Annotated in this window: 14 protein-coding genes and 1 pseudogene; 2 read left to right on the forward strand and 13 right to left on the reverse strand. The window is 67.0% G+C overall.

Features of this window, described 5'->3' with window-relative positions; translation table 11 throughout:
• Position 1: 1 nt before the first annotated feature.
• The 7 genes from LH475_RS09135 to LH475_RS09165 form a co-directional block, all read right to left on the reverse strand.
• Positions 2-1411, reverse strand: coding sequence for an FAD-dependent oxidoreductase (locus LH475_RS09135; protein ID WP_196843673.1), 1410 nt, complete (start codon positions 1409-1411; stop codon positions 2-4).
• A gap of 223 nt (positions 1412-1634) precedes the next feature.
• Positions 1635-2438 (reverse strand): SDR family NAD(P)-dependent oxidoreductase, encoded by an 804-nt coding sequence (locus LH475_RS09140; protein WP_196843672.1) that lies wholly within the window; start codon positions 2436-2438, stop codon positions 1635-1637.
• A gap of 9 nt (positions 2439-2447) precedes the next feature.
• Positions 2448-4142: a methyltransferase gene (locus LH475_RS09145; protein ID WP_297413574.1), complete on the reverse strand. Its 1695-nt coding sequence runs from the start codon at positions 4140-4142 to the stop codon at positions 2448-2450.
• Between the two features lie 35 nt (positions 4143-4177).
• A complete protein-coding gene (locus LH475_RS09150; protein WP_196843671.1) occupies positions 4178-5374 on the reverse strand; it encodes an NAD(P)/FAD-dependent oxidoreductase in 1197 nt (398 codons plus the stop codon).
• Complete coding sequence (locus LH475_RS09155) at positions 5367-6071, reverse strand: class I SAM-dependent methyltransferase (RefSeq protein WP_297413577.1); 705 nt, start codon at positions 6069-6071, stop codon at positions 5367-5369. Before LH475_RS09155 ends, LH475_RS09150 begins: the two co-directional genes overlap by 8 nt.
• Positions 6072-7298: a type III polyketide synthase gene (locus tag LH475_RS09160; protein WP_196843669.1), complete on the reverse strand. Its 1227-nt coding sequence runs from the start codon at positions 7296-7298 to the stop codon at positions 6072-6074.
• A 98-nt stretch (positions 7299-7396) separates the two neighbouring features.
• Positions 7397-8326, reverse strand: a complete 930-nt coding sequence (locus LH475_RS09165; protein WP_297413579.1) for a phosphatase PAP2 family protein — start codon at positions 8324-8326, stop codon at positions 7397-7399.
• 219 nt (positions 8327-8545) lie between these two features.
• Here LH475_RS09165 and LH475_RS09170 point away from each other — a divergent pair, with 219 nt between their 5' ends.
• Positions 8546-9484, forward strand: a complete 939-nt coding sequence (locus LH475_RS09170) for a phosphodiesterase (RefSeq protein ID WP_196843667.1) — start codon at positions 8546-8548, stop codon at positions 9482-9484.
• On the opposite strand, the gene LH475_RS09175 is transcribed toward LH475_RS09170, so the two are convergent.
• The 4 genes and pseudogenes from LH475_RS09175 to LH475_RS09190 all read right to left on the reverse strand — a co-directional run bounded on the left by LH475_RS09175 (position 9414) and on the right by LH475_RS09190 (position 15191).
• Positions 9414-11210: a stealth family protein gene (locus tag LH475_RS09175; RefSeq protein WP_196843666.1), complete on the reverse strand. Its 1797-nt coding sequence runs from the start codon at positions 11208-11210 to the stop codon at positions 9414-9416. The two genes, LH475_RS09170 and LH475_RS09175, sit on opposite strands and share 71 nt — an antisense overlap.
• 301 nt (positions 11211-11511) lie before the next feature.
• Entirely contained in the window at positions 11512-13590 is a 2079-nt protein-coding gene (locus LH475_RS09180) for a thioredoxin domain-containing protein (protein ID WP_196843665.1), read from the reverse strand.
• Positions 13591-13638: 48 nt separating this feature from the next.
• A pseudogene (gene pnuC, locus LH475_RS09185) lies at positions 13639-14241 on the reverse strand (nicotinamide riboside transporter PnuC); the annotation flags it as partial.
• Positions 14242-14357: 116 nt separating this feature from the next.
• Positions 14358-15191, reverse strand: coding sequence for an aldo/keto reductase (locus tag LH475_RS09190; RefSeq protein ID WP_196843664.1), 834 nt, complete (start codon positions 15189-15191; stop codon positions 14358-14360).
• A 165-nt stretch (positions 15192-15356) separates the two neighbouring features.
• Here LH475_RS09190 and hrpA point away from each other — a divergent pair, with 165 nt between their 5' ends.
• Entirely contained in the window at positions 15357-19496 is a 4140-nt protein-coding gene (gene hrpA, locus LH475_RS09195) for an ATP-dependent RNA helicase HrpA (protein ID WP_297413582.1), read from the forward strand.
• Between the two features lie 50 nt (positions 19497-19546).
• On the opposite strand, the gene LH475_RS09200 is transcribed toward hrpA, so the two are convergent.
• Together LH475_RS09200 and LH475_RS09205 are read right to left on the reverse strand one after the other, a co-directional pair.
• Positions 19547-20299 (reverse strand): amino acid ABC transporter ATP-binding protein, encoded by a 753-nt coding sequence (locus LH475_RS09200; RefSeq protein WP_158252828.1) that lies wholly within the window; start codon positions 20297-20299, stop codon positions 19547-19549.
• A 23-nt stretch (positions 20300-20322) separates the two neighbouring features.
• The gene (locus LH475_RS09205) at positions 20323-21306 is read right to left on the reverse strand and encodes an amino acid ABC transporter permease (protein ID WP_196843663.1); all 984 of its coding nucleotides are present in this window, start codon (positions 21304-21306) and stop codon (positions 20323-20325) included.
• Positions 21307-21315: the final 9 nt, after the last annotated feature.

The raw sequence follows: 21315 nt of genomic DNA on the forward strand, positions 1-21315 counted from the left end.
GCTACTGTTTGGGCTCCGCGAGGAACGGTTCGAGCGCGGTGAGCGCGGCCGCGAGAAAAGCTTCGTCGTCGAGTTCGGACAGCCGGGTTGCGTTTTCGGCGGCGACCATGCCCAAGAGGACGGGTTCGCCGGTGAGCGGCATCATGTTGACCCAGACCGGAAAGTCGGCGTCTTCGCCGACGATGGTCCAGAGGCGGGCCGCGGTATCCCAGAACGGCACGTCGAAGCGCAGCCAGATTTTGTCGACCAGGCCCATGCCGAGGGCGGCGATGGCACCGCGGTGGGCGAACGGCAGCGCGGGCGAAAACTCGATCGCCGCGTTCTTCAGCACACCAAGCGGCACCGTCACGATGACGCGATCGGCCGACAGCGACTCGCCGGTGCCGAGTCGCAGGCTCACACCGCGGTCGTCGTGGGCAACACGGTTGACCACGCTCGAGAGCAGCAGCTCGAGGCCCTCCGCGTCACTGGTCAGCAGCGTTGCATAGCCGCCGACCACGATCTGGTCGTCGTCGGCGCTCGCGATGTCGGTCGTGTACCAGGCCGATTGCTGGCTCGGGGTGGCCCCGGTTTCGATCTTTAGCTTCGTGGCGATTTCGTACTCGAGCCAGTCGGCATCCGAGAGGCCGTCGGCGTTCGGGGTTTTCGAGAGGTTGGCTTCGCCCGAGTCGATCAGCGCACGTTCGACCGAGACGTCCTGCTGCTGGTCGGCAGCCCAGTCGAGGGCACCTGCGACGACCTGCGCGCCGAGCGGGGACACCGTGACGACGGCACCGGCTCGGGTGCGCACCTCGGGGGTACGCACGAACGGCAACAGCGTCACCCCGAGAGCGGTCAGCTCGTCGTCCAGAGCAGTGACGGAGCTACGGTGCACGAACGAGGGGCCGCGTTCGATCGGAAAGGGCCAGTCGCCATTGACCGTGTCGATGCGTCCGCCGATGCGGTCGCGGGCCTCGATGACGAGCACGCTGAAGCCGGCGTCGACGAGTTCGCGCGCGGCGGTGATGCCGGCGATTCCGGCGCCGACGATCGTGATGCGCTCGCCGGGAGCCGCGACATCCCGCACCTGGCTGGCCGCGAGAAGGCCCGAAGCTCGGGCGCCCTGAACGGTGCCTGGCTCATCGACCGCGGTCGCTTCGCCGGCGAAAAATACGCGGGCGTCGACGGCCTGGCCGAGGGCCGCTCGGTGCTCGGGCGTGGCGCCGACGGCGGCGTAGCTGAAGGATCCGCGGGAGAAGGCGTCAGCCGACCAGTTGGTGCGGGAGACCGTCACTGGTTGGGGCACCAGCGACGGTGTGAGAGTGGTGGGTGAAGCGGATGTCGTCGGCACCGGCGCCGGCGTCACGCAGGCCGCGAGGGCCAACACGGAAAAACCCGACGCCGTGCCGAGCAGAAAAGTGCGCCGCTTCACGATTGGCCTGGTTCAGAACGGCGGATCTCGGGTCTGCGCCCGCAGTGGTTCAATCCGGCGCCAGTCATGAGACCAAACTACCGCAGACCGCCCCGAAGCCTCGGGCTGAGACGACGACGTTACCGATTTGAGTTGTCATTGCCGCCCCGCGGGCAGCTGGGGGCTGGTTCAGGAGATTCGTGTCAGCGTCCGCCGGCACCGCGTCGACCCAACAGGCCACGGCTCAGGACGGGCGGCGTTCCTCGGCCACGGAGTTTCCGCCGTCGACGACGATCACCTGCCCGGTGACGTAGGCGGCCCCCGGCGAGGCGAGAAACGCGATGACGGATGCGACCTCCCCCGGCGTCCCGCTGCGTGCGGCCGGAACAAGGGCACCTTCCAGAGCTTCGCTCGTGAGCTGGGAGCCGGTCGCGATCCAGCCCGGGGCGACGACGTTTGACGTGATGCCGGCTGCTGCCTCGTCGACGGCGAGGGCACGGGCCAGCCCAACCAGCCCGGCCTTGGCCGCGGAGTAGGCGATATCGCCGCGGCTCGCCATGATCGTTCCGCTGACGCTCGACACCGTCACGATGCGGCCCCAGCCGGCCGCGCGCATGAAACCGATCACGGTGCGCGTGGCGTGAAACGCCGTGGACAGGTTGATAGCGAGGCCGTGATCCCACTCGGCGGGGCTGGTCAGAATGTCGCCGTGGCCCATCTCGGCGTCCCCGACCGCGACCATACCGGCGTTGTTCACGAGGATCGTTGGTTGGTGCCCGCTCGCAGCGAGCGCCGCCTCCAGCCCTGCGGCACCCGCGACCGAGTCGAGGGTGCAGACGATTCCGATGGCATCGAGGCCGTCTGCGGCCAGCTCCTGCGCGCGGTCGTGCACCCGCGCCGTGGTGCCGGTGAGGATCACCCGAGCGCCGAGTTCGCCGAGCATCCGTGCTGCTGCGAAGCCGATACCGGCGGCGCTGCCCGCCCCGGTGACGAGCGCCGTACGCCCACCGAGGTCGAGGGCGGCCGGGAGCGCGTGGGCAAGAGTCATTGCGTCAGGTTAGCGCCCCGCGCCCGAGCCGGTGGTGCTGGGCGGCGACACTGTCAGGAAGCCGTCGGCCAGCAGCTCGCGTACCCTCGGCAGCAGTTCGCCGCTCAGCAAGGCCTCGTCGGCGTCGAGTAACTGGGCGAGAGCTCCGATGATGGCGCCGACGGCGAGGTCGCCGTCGCAGGCGCCGACCAGCCCGGCCAGAGCGGTGTCGAGCGAAACCGAACGGCCGAATCCGCTGCCCTGATGCAGGGTCATGAGTGTCGGATCCTGCTGACCTGGCCAGTAGTGGCGTTCTTCGGTGACGTCAGAGGCCACGGTGAGATTCGTTTGCAACAGGCGCGCGTCATCCGTTTGTGCCTGCCAGTCGTGCGCCGCGAGGCACTCGGCGAGGTGCGCGCCGAGCCCAGCCGGGTTGTGACCGAGGGCGTCGGGCAACCGTTCGAGGCGGCGCAGGGTGGGTTCGGTGGCGGACGCCACGCTCAGAGTTTCGTCGGGCATTCCTCGGGGCTCTGCGTCTGTCGGCAGCCGCAGCAGCAGGTAGCCGAACCCGACCCGGCGTACACCGCGCGTCTCGAAGTCGTTCAGCCAGGCGTTGTACAGCCGGTCGAAGTCGGGGCCGGGGCGGGTGCCGCCGTCGCGAATCCAGGTCTCGGCATACTCACCCGGTGACTGTACCTCACGTTCAATGATCCATGCGTCGAGCGCTGCACGAGCCGTCGCAGATTCTCCGGCTTCCGGCGTGAGCCAGTGCTCGAGCCGCTCGAAGGCATCCGTTTCGTCGTGGTATTCCCAGTTGCCGAGCAACTGGACGACGCCGCCGGGAGTGAGATGATCAGCAGCCCCGCGCACAACGGCCTCGACCAGGGCGTCGCCGACCATCCCTCCGTCGCGATACTCGTAGCTCGGCACCCCCTCGGCCCGCGGCGTGATCACGAACGGCGGATTCGAAATGATGTGGTCGAACCGCTCCCCGATCACCGGCTCGAACAGGCTACCGAACCGAAATTCGATGTTGTAGATGTCGTTCAGCTCGGCGTTCAGCGCCGCGAGTTCGAGCGCACGCACCGAGATGTCGGTCGCGACGACGCACTCGGCGTGCCGAGAGGCGTGCATGGCCTGAATTCCGCATCCCGTGCCGATGTCGAGCGCGCGCTCCACCGGGGTCGGCATCATGAGTGCGCTGAGGGTGCGCGAGGCGCCGCCGATGCCGAGAACGTGTGTTTCGCCGAGCGGATGCCCCAGCGCCAACTCCCCCAGGTCGCTCACGATCCACCAGCTGCCGGCCCCGTGGGCGTCGATGAAGCTGTACGGGCGCAGGTCGACGAGCGGGCACAGGAGCGCATCCGGTGCGGTCACGCCTCTTGCGCCGGCACGTTCGACAGCGGGCGGTCGATCAATTCCATCGACCGCTCTGACGAGCCCGAGTTGCTCGGCTCCGGCCGCCCCAAGAGCCGGCAACGCGGCATCGAGGTCGGCGCGCGGCACCGCGTCCCCGAGCAGGAACAGCCGGGCAAGAGTCGCGGCGGGCTCGTTCCGGTCGAGCGTGGTGGCGAGCGCGGCGAGCGCCCGCCGGGCCGGAACCCGCTGATTGCGGCGGAGGGCGGCATCCGCTTCGATGCCCCACAAGCCGGTCAGGCCGGGAACCGAGAAGTGGGCGGCGGCAAGGTCGGTGCGCAGGCGGGAAATAAGAGTTGCAGAAGTCACCCGTCCATTCAACTCGATGCGCGGCCGACGCCCCGTCACAGCCAGCGCATGGTGAATGCCCGGGCCACGAGCTCGTTGGCCGGTGGCAGCGTGAGCGAGCGCACGAGGGCGTTGCGAGCGCCAAGCCGCAGGCCGTGCGCCGGCCGGCCCATCTGCATGTTGAATGCTGCCTGCCGGACCGCACGGCGAGCGGCGTCGCGGCGGGTACGGTCGTAGTCGGCCAGCACGGATGCCGCCTCCCCCGGCGCCAGCAGCGCCCGCTGCAGCGCCGGCGCGAGTGCAACGGCGTCGAGCCAGCCGAGGTTCATGCCCTGCCCGCCGATCGGACTGATCTGGTGTGCCGCGTCGCCGACCAGCACGATGCGGCCGGCGGGCCGCGGCTGAGGCAGCGGCCCGGGGCGCCAATGCCCCGCGCGCGACGGCCCCTCCCCCAGCGGCTCCGAGTGCATCCGCCCCGCGAGCCTCTGCTGCACGGCGAACGCGCTGGCCGCTCCGAGCGGCTCGGCAACCCTCACTCCTGTTCGATGACGGATGAGCGCGGCCAGGTCGGCGCTGTCGGCATTCGCGGCCAGAAAATCGGTCATCGCCACCCAGCGGCGTCGGGCACCGGGCAGCGGAAACGACTCGACCACCCCGCCGCGCTCGAAATAGAGCACCGCACCGGTGTCGCTCGGTCCGGGGTCGGCGAAGTCACCCATGAGATAGGTTTCGTGACGGCCGAGCTGCCGCCAGGCAATGCCGGCCGCTTGGCGCACCCCACTGCGCGCACCGTCCGCGCCGATCACATAGCGGGCCTCGATCGGGCCAGAGTCGGTCGAGAGTTCGACGGCGTCGCCGCGGCACTGAACCCCGGTGACCGTTACGCCGCTGCGATACCGGTCGGGCCGCAACTGCTCGAACCGGCCGAGCAGCAGGGCCTCCGTCTCGTATTGCGGCAGGGCGACGACGAACGGATACCCCGGCGCAGCCCGCTCGAACGACATCTTCCCGAGCCTCCGGCCGTCGCAGCGCACCTCCCCCGCGGGAATCCGCACAGCCCGCTCGAGCACGGCGTCGGCGACACCGATACCGGCGAGGGCGCGCAGCAACGGCGGGTGGATACCGATCGCCCTCGAGCGGAGCGACGGCTGCTCCCGCTGCTCGAGCACCTCGACATCCAGTCCGCCTACGGCCAGCACGCAGGCAAGCATCGTGCCGACCGGACCCCCGCCGACGATAACGACGTCACGCATTCGGCGCGTCCCAGCTCAGTACGAGCCGGGACGGCAGGCCTCGCGATACCGTCCACCCGGCGGGAACCGCCGCCCGTAGCTCGACCGGCGTGTAGCTGCGGCGAATCGAGGTGAGGCCGTCGGGGCGAATATAGGAGTGCCGAAAGAACGGCCAGGTCGCCGCCGCGAACCCGAGATAGGCGATGTTGGAGCGTTCCAGGTCGGCGTGCAGCACCCGGCGACGGGCGAGATCCTCTGAATCCACGAGCAACCCTTTCAGTTCAGCAACGCTGAGGTGGTGCAGCACATGGTTCGAGACCACGAAATCGAAGCGCGCACCCTCAGCGACGAGGTCCGAGCTGAGCGCCCGCCGAAACGACAGCCCGGCAATTCGCGACTGGCTGGTCGCGAACAGGTGCGCGCGGGCATCCGGGTCGATGCCGGTCACCCTCAGCCGAAGACCGTCGCGTACCGCCCAGCGGGCCAGCGCCCGCGAGACGTCGCCGCCGCCCGAGCCGACGTCGAGCAGCGTCGCTTCGGTCGTGGTTGACAAGGCGGGGCGAATGCTGCGGCGATAGATCCTCCACCAGCCCGACACGACCGCGTTGACCACGCGAAAATCCTGGTAGGTGCGGGTGAGCATGGCCGGATCGCACAGCGGAGAATCCATGATCTCTGCTGCTCCGTGAGCCCGCACACGCAATGAGGGAAGGACCATTCAGCCCTCGATCACGGTCATCAGGCCGGATTCCACGGTGAGCCCCGGGCCGAACGCCATGGCGCAGACCCGTTCGCCATCGGCGGTGGCTGGGCCGTCGAGAATGGCCTTCATCACGAACAGAATCGTCGCGCTGCTCATGTTGCCGTTGGTGCGCAGCGTCTCCCTCGAGGGCACCAGTTGGTCCGCGCGCAGCTCGAGCTTCGCCTCGGTCTTGTCGAGAATGCTGCGGCCGCCGGGGTGGATCGCCCAGTGTTCGATTACCGAGCTGAGCGAGGCGGCGGGAGCGAGGGTGAGAACCGGGGCGAGGAGGGTCGCGACGGTACCGGCAGAGTATGCGGCGGAATCCGCTTCGCGAGGAGCGGCGAGCTGCCCGGTGATGGCCGCATCACGGGCGAACAGCGGGGCAAGGGCGCCCTCGATGTGTTCGTCGATGATGTGCGGCACGTAGGTGCTCAGAATCATTTCGAAGCCCTCATCGCCGATTTTCCAGGCCATGTCGCCCTCGCCGACCGGGGTGATGACCGTTTCGAACAGGTCGAGGCCGAGTGCTTTTTCGCCGGGCAGCGGCGGCCGGGCGCTGACGATGCCGGCGGCCGCGCCGTCGGAGAACAGTGAGGACGCCACGATCGTGTCGGGGTCGCTCGAGGTGCGCAGGTGTAGTGAGCAGAGTTCGGCACTGACCACGAGCACGACCGCGTTCGGGTCGGCTTCGACGAACTGCTTCGCGGTGCGGAGGGCCGGCATGGCGGCGTAGCAGCCCATGAATCCGAGGTGGTAACGCTGGGTGCTGGCTCGCAGGCCGAGCTCTCGCACGAGCATGTAGTCAGGGCCGGGGGCATAGAACCCGGTGCAGGAGACGGTGACGACGTGGGTCACGTCTTCCGGTCGGACGTCGGGGCAGGCGGCGAGCGCCCGGCGCCCCGCTTCGACAAAGAGTTTGGTGGCCTCCGTGATGTACAGCTCGTTGCGTACCCGGGTGCTCGGCACGAGCAGAAGCTGCTGCTTTGAATCGAAGAACTGCGGTTCGGTCTCATCGTTGTCGAGGGTGAGCTCGGCGATCACGGTATGCCGGGTCTCGATGCCCGACACGTTGAAACTCGTGCTGACCAGCCGTTGAGCCAGCCGGCTGAGTCCGGGCTGGGCGGCAAAGATGTCGCGCACCTGCTCTTGAATCAGAATCGTCGGGGGAACTAGGGTCTGGATCGCTCTCAGCGTGACGGCCATGAGTCAGTCTCGCACGCGACTTCGATTGAGTACACCCCAACTTTACGAATCTGGGGCAGCCGGGCGGACAGAATCTGGGGCAGCCGGGCGAACAGAATCTAGGGCAGCCGGGCGAACAGACGGGTTCCGCTGAGCGCCAGCAGCAGCCCGGCGGTGACGATGGCCGCGACACCGCCGAGGTAGGCGACGATCGTGCCGAGCGTTCCGACACTGTCAAACAGGCTGCTGTTCAGTACCAGAGTGGCGATGAAGGCCACGGCAGAGAGCCCGCCACAGCCGATCGACAGCCAACGAATGCCGCGAATAGTCGACTGACGCAGTCCAGTGAACGTCCGGCGCGGGGCTGCTGGTTGGGCGAGAGCCGCAGCATCCGCTCGCGGTACGACGCCCACGCGCGGCCAGGCCAGCACGGCTCCGGCGAGGCATCCCCACAGGGCGACCCAGAGCAGGGCGGCGATCACGTCGCTCGGTCGATGCCACTGGTTGGCGAGCGTCGCTACGCCGGCCAGCACGGCGAAGGCGGTTCCCCAGCCGGCGACCATCGGGCGCATCCGCGGGCTCGCGACCAGGAACACGACGAGAGCGGATGCCGCCGCCACAGTGGTATGCCCGGATGGGAATGAGTTTCCGGCGTAGCCCTCGACCGCCAGGTCAGGGCGGGCCAGAATTCCATATTTCAGCAGTTGAGCCGAGGCCGTCGCCGCTCCGCCAGCGACGAGCGCGACGATCAGGTTGCGCCAGTTGCGGCGCACGAGCGCGATGACCGCGGTCAGTACCACTCCAAACGCCACGGCGACATCCGGCACCGAGTCGAGCACTCGGCCGGTGAACGGTGTGATGCTCCGTCGGCCGAATTCGGCGCCGTCATAGGCGAGCTGGTCGGCCTCCTGGCCGGCGTGGCTGCGCACAAAGAACAGGTAGAGACCGATAAAGGCGACCGTGGTCAGCGCGGCTCCGGCGAGGTACCCGAGCGATCCCTGTCGGAGGGAGCTGAGACTTGACCGGTTGCGCACGGTCAAGCATGCCACAGCGTTTCTGGGAGGCACAGCGTTTCGGGGAGCTACTGCGATGCTGGGAGCCCGCACCTCGCCGCGACCAGGCGAGAGAGCTCCTTGCCCATTTACCCCAAGGGACGCACGATTGATGCGTGGCGTACACCCGTTGTTCAAGAACTTCTGATCGAATAGGCTCAATCATCGTGACGGCATGCCCGCAGAGCACGCCCGCGACAAACGAATGGACGCTCCGTGAGCATTCGAACGGCTGAGTACCCCCGGCCGGACCACTTCTTGTTACACCTGAGCGACACCCACCTGCTGGCGGGGGGTTCGAAGCTCTATGGCAGCGTCAACGGTGAAGCGCATCTGGCCGAACTCTTCGCCGAGGTTGAGGCCTCCGGCGCCCGCCCCCAAGCCATCGTCTTCACCGGCGATCTCGCCGACAAGGGTGAGCCGGGCGCCTACGAGCTCCTGCGCGAGATCGTCGAACCCGCGGCGGCCCGGCTCGGCGCCCGCGTCATCTGGGTGATGGGCAATCACGACAACCGTTCGGCGTTCCGCGCCGAACTGCTCGATCAACTGCCGAGCGAAGCTCCCGTTGACCGGTCGTACGACCTCAATGGTCTGCGTCTGATTACGCTCGACACCTCGGTGCCAGGCCACCACCACGGCGCGGTGTCCGACCAGCAGTTGCTCTGGCTCGCCGACGAATTGCGTGTGCCGGCACCGGACGGCACGATTCTGGCCATGCACCACCCACCGATCCCGAGCGTGCTCGACCTCGCCACCGCGGTGGAACTGCGCGATCAGGACCGTCTGGCCGCGGTCCTGAGCGGCACGGACGTGCGTAGCATCATCGCCGGACACCTGCACTACTCGTCAATGGCGGTGTTCGCCGGCATTCCTGTGTCGGTGTCGTCGGCGACCTGCTACACGCAGGACCTCAACGTTCCCGTCGGAGGGACCCTCGGTCGTGACGGCGCCCGCGCGTTCAACCTCGTGCACGTCTACCCGGGCACCGTGCTGCACTCCGTGGTGCCGCTCGGCCACTATCCGACGCTCGACTATGTCGATGCCGCCGAAAGCGCGCGTCGACTGCGCGCTTCCGGCGTCGAGATCAAGCCGTCGGAAACTCTGCCTGCATTGCGCGAGCCGCCAATGACCAGGCCGATCCCGGTTCTGCACTAGTTGCGACACTGGTCCGTTCCCACGGCGCCACGATCGGAAAGTACAGCTCCAAAAACTCGGTGACCGCACCGCGGCGCACCTCGGTCGAAATCTCCGGGTGACTGCCGTCGTTCAGGCAGAACATGTCCTGGTCGCGACGCTTGCGCAGGTGATTCATCTGCCGCAGGGCGATGCGCAGGGTCGTCTCGATGTATAGCGAGTGCGCCTGTGTCTGCGCGACCGCACGACCGGTCATCAAGGCGTAGTAGTGGTAGAGCGAATTGGTGACCGAGATGTCGGTCGCCGAACGAAAACGACTCGCCGCGGTGCGACTGAAGTCCTCGGGAAACTCCCGCTCCAGTTCCAGCAGCACGCTCCGACGCATCGGTGCCGGCGTGTGCTCCAGGTGCCGGGTGGTGACCTTGCCGAATCGACCGCGCAGCAGCGCCCGGTTCACGCGGGCGGCGTTCTCGAAACCGCTGCGGGTCGGGTCGTTCTCGCCGAGACCGATACGAGTGGATGCCTCCACAAACTTGGTCACTCCGCCCGGCGAGAAGAACAGCTCGGGACCGACAGGACGGCCGAAGAACATGTCGTCGTTGGAGTAGAGAAAATGCTCCGCCAGCCCGGGAATGTGGTGCAGCTGGCTTTCTACGGCGTGCGAATTGTGAATGGGCAGCACACTCGTGTCCACGAAGAAGTCTTCGCTGCGCATGATGGTCACGCGGGGGTGTTCGGCGAGCCACTCGGGCGCGGGCGAGTCGGTGGCGATGAAGATGCGTCGAATCCACGGGGCGAACATGTACACGCTGCGTAGCGCGTACTTGAGCTCGTCGATCTGCCGAAAACGGGCGTCGGAATCGTCGCCTTCGCCGACAACGTAGGCCTTCATACGCTTGGCACGTTCCCGCTGAAACTCGTCGCTCGAGCCGTCGACCCAGCTGAACACGAGATCGATGTCGAAGGAGACGTCGCTGGCCAGGTCATCAAACATGTTCTGCAGGGTCAGCCAGGTGCGCCCGTACAGGTCGATCGTGGTCTCGCGGGCTTCGGAGCGCGGCAGCCGGGTGCGCATGAGGGCATTTTCGACCGGGGCGATGATTTCGTCTTCGCCGAACCGCCACAGCTCAAATTGGAACGCGGTCTGGGCGCCGTAGCGCAGGCGACCGATCGGTTCGATGCGCGGCCGGTAGACCCGAAAAACGGAAGACTTGCGCAGCGCCGTGAGCGCGCCGTCGGCGAGCAGAAACGGCTGGCTCACGTTGCCGTCCAAGGGCTTGGCGTAGAAGGGCTCGTTGGCGAACGCCGTGGCGAGAACCTTGGTTATTTCCTTGCGCCGTTTGCGGTCCACGGCGATGACTGGACGGTTGTGGTCGCCGCGCACGAGCACAAAGTCGACGCCGGCGTTGGTGAGGGCGTCGTACACTGCGACGAGGTCTTTCACCATGGACTCGTGCGGCGTGTAGTGACCATTGATGAGGGCAATCTCGCCCTTCCGCACGACAAGGTCGTCGCGGTCAAACCGGCGGGTGCGGGCATCCGGTGTGATCAACACCAACTCGGGCTCACCGCTGAGCGACAGGGTCGGGATCAAACCGGTGTTGGTCGGGGGTTCCGGCTCGCTCGAGTCGTAACCCACAGAGTCGGGGCGAAAGGCGTCGGTGCCAAAGATATCGCCACCGAACGTATCGGAGTGACCCCGGTCGGAAACATCCGCTTGTGCGTCCGGAATATCGCGTGTCGCCATGGTCCTCCTTGAAAAAGTGGAGCACTCAATCGCGGGCCGGCCAGGGCTGAACCCGAGGAGTGCGGCCGACTGCGTCGGCGTGGATGCTTCAGTGTGTTTCGCAGCGACGATCTTCTCGAGAAGTGACGAAGTTCTCAATGGGCGACTGGCGTTCGGTGAAACGCCGTGGGCGCTCGTAGTCAGTCTACGTCCCGATGTCGGTAATTTGCTGCGCCCACTGATCGACCGGTCGGCGCCGGCGAAACGAATGCTGCGGCATCCGTTTCTCGGCCCGATTGTTGCTGTTCAGCGGCAATCTCGCTCAAGAACGCAGCGGCGACAGTTCTGCCGGGTCGGTGATCGGCAATCGGCAGACGAAGTCACGGCAGAGGTAGGCCGTGGGCTGGCCGCTCGGTGCGGTGCGTGCCGCGAACAGGTCGAATCCGGCGGCGGCGAACGCCCCGGCCTGGGATTCTGAAACGGATGCGACGACTCCCGCCGGGTGGCGTCGGGCCAGGTCCTGCAGGGTGACGGGGTACGCGGTGGCGACCGGTGGGGTTGACGGGCCGGGCCGGTCGGGCGAGACGATCACGAGCTGCTCGATCGGGCCCCCCAGCTCATCGAACAGGCGCAGGGCAGCGCCAAACGCGAGCGGACGGTCGGGCGCGAGGGCGGAGACCGGACCGAGGCCGGCCTGCGCCGCCCGCCGATAACGGTCGTCGCCGGTGAGGAAGTGCAGCAACAGGGCAGCGTCGGCCGTGGCGGACAGTCCGGACGGATAGGCGCCCTCGGAGGGGTCGACGGCGCTGACCAGGCCCTGCGCGGTGAGCACCGGATCTGCGCCGTGCGGCGGGCGGAAGGCGGGTGCCGCGGTCGTGGCGGCGGATAGAGCCGGGCCGGCGACGTCACCCCGGGGCGTTGCCGCCGGCACGAGGGTCGGCGCGACGGGCCGGTCGGTGGTGCCCGACAGTGTGCTCTCGAGCAGGTGACGAGCCTGGATGGCGTAGGTCACGTCGCCGGTGACGAGTGCGAGTTCGAGGAGACCCCGTGAGTACATGCCATAGTCCTCCAGCGTGGCTTTCGCGTTGGAGGTGCGGCCGCCGGAGGCAGGTCCGTCAACCGACGCGCGGACGAGGGTGCCGTCGGCGCGCTCGTGGTGCTCGCGCAGATAGTTTGCTGCGCGGCGGGCGGCGTCAACGAGGTGGGGCTGGTTGAAGGCGAAGCCGGCTCGGGCGAGAGCCTGGATCGCGAGACCGTTCCAGCCGGTCAGCACCTTCTCGTCGAGAGCCGGCGGGGCCTGCCGGAGGCGGTCGTTCTGTTCGAGTGCGTAGTAGCCGCCCTCGACTCGTTGGCCGTCGACGGTGCTCTCGGAGTCCTGGGCGCTCGCGAACCCGCCGCCCGGCAGTTGCATCACGTCGCAGAGAAAGCGGGCGATTCCCTCTGCGACGTGGCGAGCCCAGGCCGCTCCGGTGAGCATCCAGGCGCGCGTGTACAGGCTGAGCAGCTGGGCGTTGTCGTAGAGCATGCGTTCGTAGTGCGGGTCGCTCCAGTTGCGGTTGACCGCGTAGCGAAAGAAGCCGCCCTCGATCGGGTCCCGCAGCGGTGACGCGCCCATGAGCTTGAGGGTGCGCAGGGCGAGGGTCGGTCCGTCGTCGCTCTGCCCGCCGGCGGCCTTGGCGCTGCGGGCGTTCCCGTCCCCGTGTCGCAGCAGAGAACCGTGTCCGAGCAGAAAGGAGAGTGCCGGGGCCACCGGAAACTTCGGCGCGCCGCCGAAGCCGCCAAACCGGGCGTCCTCATACCCGACCAGTTCGGCGACAGCGCGGTCGAGCGCATCGGCGCCGGGCTGCGCACCAGTCGCGGAGCCTGCGGCGCCAGGCGCTGCCCCCGCGGCGAGGTCGCGCGCCGACTCGCTGAGCATTTCGGCCACCCGCGCGGCGCCGGCCGTCACCTCGGCGCGGCGGCTGAGCCAGGCCGTCGTCACCGCGGTCAGAACATCACGAAACGATGGATGCCCCGCCAGAGCGACCGGCGGAAAGTACGTTCCCGCGTGAAACGCCTGCCCGTCGGGCGTGACGAACACGTTGAGCGGCCAGCCGAGTCCGTCGGTGAAGGCACTCGCAGCGGCGAGGTAGCTCGCGTCGACATCGGGGTGCTCCTCGCGGTCAACCTTGATACTGACGAAGTGGGCGTTGAGATACTCGGCGATTGCCGGGTCGCTAAAACTTTCCCGGGCCATGACATGGCACCAGTGGCAGGTCGAATACCCGATCGACACAAGCACGGGCACATCCCGCTCGTGTGCTTCAACGAACGCATCCTCGCCCCAGCCGAACCAGTCGACCGGATTGTCGGCGTGGCTTCGCAAGTAGGGGCTGATGGCGTCGGCAAGTCGGTTGGGCATGCTCCATTGTGCTCCCAAACTGCAGGGAGGGGCGAGCGGAACCTGCCGCTAGACAGCGCCGAAAAGTGCGTCCTGCCGGCGTTGTACTCGCACCCAGACCAGGAATCCAACGAGGGTGAAGGCTCCATAGAACAGGTAGAGCACGGCGGAGGCATAGTAGCCGGCGCTGATCAGCAGGGGCACACCGACCACGTCGACGGCCACCCAGACCAGCCAGAATTCGGTCCAGCCCTTGGCCATGCCATAGGTGGCGAGCAGGGAACCGGTGAAGATCCAGGCATCCGCCCAGACCGGTTCGAACGAGCCAAGAGCGCGAAAGATGGGCGTGAGTACGAGGGTGCCGGCGACCAGGCCCAGAACGAGCAGGATACGGGTGCGGTTGCCGGCCCAGTGTGGCGCGACGGCGATGTGCACCGTTGAGTCGCGGCTGCGCTGCCATCGCACCCAGCCGAAAACCGCCACGACGATGAACATGATCTGACGGCCGGCCTGGCCGAGCAGGTTGACCGGGTTGGGTGTGCCGAACACAGCACCCAGAAACACCGTGAACAGCAGCGCGTTACCGACGATCCCCACCGGCCATGCCCAGATCTTACGGCGCATGCCACCGACCGCGCTCGCAATACCGAAGGCGTTGCCGACGACCTCGCGCGTGCCCGCGCCTTATCAAACGCCGCGCATTCCAATGTACGCCGGTGCCCGGAAAAAAAGTGGCTCCGACAGACGGGCAGTCTGCGGGGCCACTCGATACAAGCGGATGCTGCGGGCTAGTTCACCTCGTTGGGGTGGGCCGAGACCCGTCCGGAGCGCTCGAGCGCGGAGATCATGGTGACCTCGGTGTGAGTGAGTTCGAAGTCGAACACGTTGAAGTTCTCCGCCATGCGCTCCACCCGGTTCGACTTGGGGAACACAATGTTGCCGACCTCCAGATGCCAGCGAATGACGATCTGCGCGGGCGACTTGCCGTGCGTGTCGGCAGCATCCGCTATCACCTGCTCCTCGAACAAGGGATACTTACCCTGGCCGAGGGGACCCCAGGCCTCGATGTCAATGCCGTTTTCGCGGGCAAACGCTGCGACCTCGGGCTGCTGGTGCGCCGGGTGCAGCTCGATCTGGTTGACAGCGGGAACGATGCTCGTCTCGTGCAGCAGGCGGTCGAGGTGCGGCACCAGAAAGTTGGAGACTCCGATGGAGCGGGTGCGGCCGGACTCCTGAATCTTTTCGAGGGCCCTCCAGCTCTCGACGAACTTGTCATTCGCCGGGGCCGGCCAGTGGATCAGGTAGAGGTCAACATAGTCGAGGCCGAGCTTCTCGAGGCTCTCCTCGAACGCGTCGAAGGCGCTCTCGGTGCCCTGACGGTCGTTCCAGAGCTTGGTCGTGATGAACAGCTCGGAGCGGTCGATGCCCGAGGCGGCAAGCGCCGTGCCCACGCCCTCTTCGTTGCCGTAGATGGCGGCGGTGTCGATGTGGCGGTAGCCGACCGAGAGCGCGTCGGACACGATGCGGGTGGTTTCATCGGGTTCGACCTTGAACACGCCGAAACCGAGCTGCGGAATCGTGTGGCCGTCGTTGAGGGTGATGGTGGGTACAGATTTCGTCATGCACCAACCCTATTAGCCCGATTCTCGGCTTACCTCCCCCCGCACCCAATGTTCACTGACCGCGAAAACGCCAACGCCCCCAGCAGGCCAGCAGGCCAGCAGGCCAGCAGGCCAGCTGCGCGTGCTTTCACGGCACGGATGAGGGCGAAGTAACATTGACACTTCATGGAAACGCTGAATATCACCTTCCCGCCCGAACTGCCGGTCAGCCAGCGTCGGGACGACATCGCCCGCGCCATCCGCGACAACCAGGTCGTCATCGTCGCCGGATCGACCGGGTCGGGCAAGACCACCCAGTTGCCCAAGATCTGTCTCGAACTCGGCCGCAAGAACATCGGCCACACCCAGCCACGCCGGCTCGCCGCGCGCACCATTGCCGAGCGCATCGCCGAGGAACTCGGCCAGGAGGTCGGCCAACTGGTCGGCTACCAGGTGCGATTCACCGACAAGGTCGGCACTGACACCCGCATTAAGTTGATGACCGACGGCATCCTCTTGAATGAGATTCACCGCGATCGCATGCTGCGCAAATACGACACGATCATCATCGACGAGGCGCACGAGCGCAGCCTCAACATTGACTTTCTGCTCGGCTACCTGCGGCAGTTGCTGCCCAAGCGCCCCGATCTCAAGCTCATCATCACCTCGGCCACCATCGACCCGGCCAGTTTTGCAAAGCACTTTGCGGCCGCCGACGGCACCCCGGCACCGGTCGTCGAGGTGTCCGGACGCACCTATCCGGTCGAGATTCGCTACCGACCGCTCGTGGCCGAGCCCGGCATCGACGACGATGACGACACCACGGATGCCGCTCCCCCGGTCGACCGCGACTACATCGAGGGCATCACCGCGGCTCTCGACGAGCTCGAACGAGAATCGAACGGCGACGTGCTCGTCTTTCTCTCCGGCGAGACCGAGATTCGCGACGCCGCCGACGCGCTGCAGGGCAAGTACGCCTCCTCGGCCAGCCGCAACCCGACCGAAGTGCTGCCGCTCTACGGCCGCCTGTCATCGGCCGACCAGCACCGGGTGTTCCAGCCATCGACCGTGGCGGGGGTCAAACGGCGCATCGTGCTCGCGACCAACGTCGCCGAGACCAGCCTGACGGTGCCGGGCATCCGCTACGTCATCGACGCGGGAACCGCGCGCATCAGCCGGTACAGCGTGCGCTCCAAGGTGCAACGACTGCCGATCGAAGCGATCTCGCAGGCCTCGGGCAACCAGCGCAGTGGCCGCAGTGGGCGAACCAGCGACGGTATCGCAATTCGGTTGTATTCCGAAGAAGACTATATGCGCCGACCGGAGTATACCGAGCCGGAGATTCTGCGCACCAACCTCGCCGCCGTCATTCTGCAGATGATCTCGCTCGGCCTCGGCGACATCGCCTCGTTCCCGTTTCTGACCCCACCGGACTCCCGCAACATCAAGGACGGCCTCGACCTGCTCGCCGAACTCGGCGCCATCGAGGCCGAGGGCGCCGGGCGTACCAGGAGCGGGCGCGGCGCGGCGCGTGCCAGCAACACCGCAACGGATACCGCCACGCCGGCCACCGCAACTGGCCCGGCCACCCCGCACCTCACCCGCATCGGCCAACAGCTCGCGCAGCTGCCGATCGACCCGCGCTTTGGCCGCATGGTGATCGAGTCTAAGACGCAGGGCACGAGCCGAGAAGTCATGGCGATCGTCGCCGGGCTCACCATTCAGGATCCACGGGAACGCCCGCTGGAACGTCGCGCCCAGGCCGACCAGTTTCACGCCCGGTTCGCCGACCCCACGAGCGACTTTCTCACCCTGCTCAACCTCTGGAACTACCTCGAAAAACAGCAGTCCGAACTGGGCTCGAGTGCCTTTCGGCGACTGTGCAAGAACGAGTACCTCAACTACCTGCGGGTGCGCGAATGGCACGACGTGCTACGCCAGTTGCGCCAGCTCGCCAAGCCGCTCGGCCTGCACCTCGGTGAGCCGAGCGCGAACCCCGACGGCGTGCACCGGTCGCTGCTCGCCGGGCTGCTCTCACACATCGGGCTCAAAGACGTCGCCAAGAAGGACTACGTCGGTGCCCGCCAGCAACGCTTCGTGCTGTTTCCCGGGTCGACCCTGGCCAAGAAACAGCCCAACGCGGTCATGAGCGCCGAACTGGTCGAGACCAGCCGACTGTTCGCCCGCATGAACGCGGTCGTCGACCCGGCCTGGGCCGAACCGCTCGCCGGCACCCTGTGCAAGCGAAGCTACTCCGAACCGCACTGGGAAATGAAGCAGGGCGCCGCCGTCGTTTACGAACGCGTGACCCTCTACGGTGTGCCGATCGTGGCCCGCCGCCGAGTGCAGTTCTCCCGCATCGACCCGGCCTATGCCCGCGAGCTCTTCATTCGCCACGCGCTCGTCGAGGGCGAGTGGGACCGCGCCTCAAGACCGCAATCGTCCCCGGTTGAGCGGGAAGCAGATCGTGGCGGCCCTGGCCCGTCGCGCAACGAGCGCGTCAGCATCTCCGTCGACGGCGACACCGCCTCGGGCGGGCGCGGTTCCGGCCGATCGGACGGCGCACCGGCCGTCGGCAGCAGCGCGAGCCGCGGCGGTCGGCCTGGCCAGACGGGCGACCCCGGTATGTGGGCGTTTGAGCGGGCCAACGCCCGGCTGCGGGAGGAACTCGCCGAGTTGGAGGAGCGCACCCGGCGCCGGGACATCCTCTTCGATGATGAGGCTGTCTTCGACTTCTACCAGCGCCGCATTCCGGCCGACGTGTCATCGACCAAGAGCTTCGAGGGCTGGTGGCGCACGGCCCGGTTCGACACGCCCGACCTGCTCACCATGACCGCCGAGGCGCTCGTCGCCGAGGACTCCCCCGAGATCGACGAGGGGCTCTTTCCGCCGAGCTGGCAGCAGGGCGACCAGCGTCTGAGCCTCGGCTACCGCTTCGAGCCCGGCGAAGACGACGACGGCGTGACCGTGCGGATTCCGCTCGCTCTGCTCGCCCGCCTCTCGCCGAACGGTTTCGACTGGCAGGTGCCGGGCCTGAGAGCCGAGCTCGTGACCGCCATGATCAAATCGCTACCCAAGAGCATCCGGCGCAACGTCGTTCCCGCGGCCGACTGGGCAGCACGACTGCTCGACGAACTGCCCGGCGAGCCCGGCATTGTCGTGTCTCGACACGCTCGACAACTTGATCAGGTGCCGGCACCCGAGGCCTCGTTCGCCGAGACCCTCGCCGCCCTCATTCAGAAGCTCACCTATGTGCCGGTGACGGCGCTCGATTTCGAGCTCGGCCGCGTTCCCTCACACCTGCGCATGACCTTCGTCGTAACCGACGAGCGCGGGCGCACGGTTGCCGCTGACAAGGACCTCGCCGACCTGCAGCGACGGCTCGGCACTCGGGTGCGGGAGAGCGTCGCGAAGGCGACCAACTCCGCGACGCCCAGCAATGCAATCGAGCGCAGCGGCATCACTACCTGGGATCTCGGCGAACTCCCCCGCTTTCTCGACACGAAATTAGGCGGTACCGCGCAGGGCGACAACACGATTCGCGGGTATCCGACGCTGGTCGATGATGGGGCATCCGTTTCCATTCGCATGATGAGCACCGAGCTGGAGCAGGCCCGCGCGCTACCCCGCGGCGTGCGTCGGCTGCTGCTGCTCGCGACACCATCACCAGCCGCGTATGTGCAGCAGCACCTCACCGCTGCCGAGAAACTCAGCCTCGCGACGAGCCCCTACAAGACCACGCAGGCTCTGTTCGAAGACTGCCTCGCCGCCGCGGTCGACGACGTGCTCTTTCGGGTACGCCCCGACGGGCAGGTGTTCATGAAAGCGGAATTTGACACCATTCGCGACCGGGTGTCTGGGGTGGTGATGGACTCCATGTTCGAAACCGTTGGCCTGGTCGCGCGCATTCTCACCGCGAGCCGCACCGCTGACAAGGCATTGAAGGCCGCGACCAGTATGGCGTTGCTACCCGGAATCAGCGACGCCCGCCAACAGCTCACCGCACTGGTCTACCCCGGATTCGTCAGCGCCACCGGACTCGCCCAGCTGCGGCACCTGCCGCGCTACCTCGGCGGCGTCAGCGCGCGCGTGCCGAAACTGGTCGACAATCCCAGCCGCGACCGAGTCTGGATGAATGAAACCCAGGCCGCCACCACCCGGTTCGAGAATGCCGGTGGCACCATGCCACTCCAAGCGGATGCTGCGGCGCCCGTCGTGCGCGCCCGCTGGATGATCGAGGAGTTGCGTATCAGCCTGTTCGCGCAGGAGCTGAAGGCGGCGGAGTCGGTCTCGCTGCAGCGCATCCAGAAGGTGCTCGCCGGGTAGGTCACGCGCCTGGGCCCACCTTATGCGCGTGGGCCCGGGTCCGGTGCAGGTCAGAGAACCTTGGAGAGGAAGGCCTGGGTGCGGTGGTGCTGGGGGTTGGCGAGCACCTCGGTGGGTACGCCGCTCTCGACGACGACGCCGCCGTCCATGAAGACGAGCGAGTCGGCGACCTCGCGAGCGAAGCCCATCTCGTGGGTAACGACGATCATGGTCATGCCGTCGCGGGCCAGGCCCTGCATGACATCCAGTACCTCGCCGACGAGCTCGGGGTCGAGCGCACTCGTGGGCTCGTCGAACAGCATGAGCTTGGGTTCCATCGCCAGGGCGCGCGCGATCGCGACCCGCTGCTGCTGGCCGCCGGAGAGATGAGCCGGGTAGTAGTCGGCACGTTCGGCGAGGCCGACCCGGGCGAGCAGGGCGCGAGCGTTGGCTTCGACCCCGGCCTTGGAGAGACCCTTGACCCGGATGGGCGCTTCCATCACGTTCTGTAGCGCGGTCATGTGCGGAAACAGGTTGAAGCGCTGAAACACCATGCCGATGTCACGGCGCTGCCGAGCGGCCTCTTTCGGTCGCATCTCGTAGAGCTTGTGGTTGGCCTCGCGGTAGCCGATCAGCTCACCGTCGACGCTGAGGCGCCCGGCCGACACAACCTCGAGGTGGTTGATGCAGCGCAGAAAAGTGGACTTGCCGGAGCCGCTGGGCCCCACCAGGCACATGACCTCGCCGCGCTTGACCTCGAGCGAGATGCTCTTGAGCACCTCGTTGGAGCCGAAACTCTTGGAAACGCGGTCGGCGACCACCATGGGGGCGTCGATAACTGTACTCATCAGCGTTCTCCCTTGTGTGGGTCGGTAGGCGGTAGCACGGCAGTGGGTTGACCGCCGCGGATTACCGGGGTGACGCCCGTCAGTGCGGCGGTGGCGTCATCCGCTTTCTTGTCGGGACGACGGTCACCGATGCCGCGGGCGAACCGTTTCTCCAGAAAGTACTGGCCGACCATGAGAATGGAGGTGAAGAACAGGTACCAGATCGACGCGACGATGAGCATCGGCACCGTCTCGAAAGTGACGGCGGCGATATCGCGGGAGCGCGTGTACAGCTCGAGCGTGAACGGAACAGCCGTTACGAGTGACGTCGTCTTGAGCATCGAGATGACCTCGTTGCCCGCCGGCGGAATGATCACCCGCATCGACTGGGGAATGACCACGCGCACCATCGTCTGGAACCAACTCATGCCGAGCGCCGTCGCGGCCTCTTCCTGCCCGCTGTCCACCGCGAGTAGGCCGGCGCGCACGATTTCTGCCATGTAAGCGGCCTCGTTGAGGGCCAATCCGACGATCGCGAGAATGAACGCGCTCAGCGCCACCCGGGTCGGAAACGACACCCACGGTTCGGTGAACGGCAGCCCGATGTCGATGGACTGGTAGATCGTGCCGATCAGCCCCCAGAAGGTCAGTTGAACGTAGACCGGGGTACCACGAAACACCCAGAGGTAGACCCAGGCGATGCTGTTGACCACCGGGTTCGGTGACAGTCGCATGATGGCCAGGGCGACACCGAGAATGATCGCGATGACCATCGAATACACCGTGAGCTGCAGGGTGACAAATGCCGCCTGTGAGATGCGCTGGTCGAACAGGTACTTGCCAACCGCCGGCCAGTTGTAGGCCGGCCGCATCGCCGCGTCAGCGATGAACAGCGCCACGATGATGAGCAACACGACCGCGAAGGTGTTACGCCACGGGTGGCGCAGGCGGATCGCCTTGATTCCGGGCTCCGTCTTGTCGGAGTGCACGGCCGTGTCAGTCATGTTGTGAGT

The organism is Cryobacterium sp. (assembly GCF_026786305.1).
Classification (GTDB): domain Bacteria; phylum Actinomycetota; class Actinomycetes; order Actinomycetales; family Microbacteriaceae; genus Cryobacterium.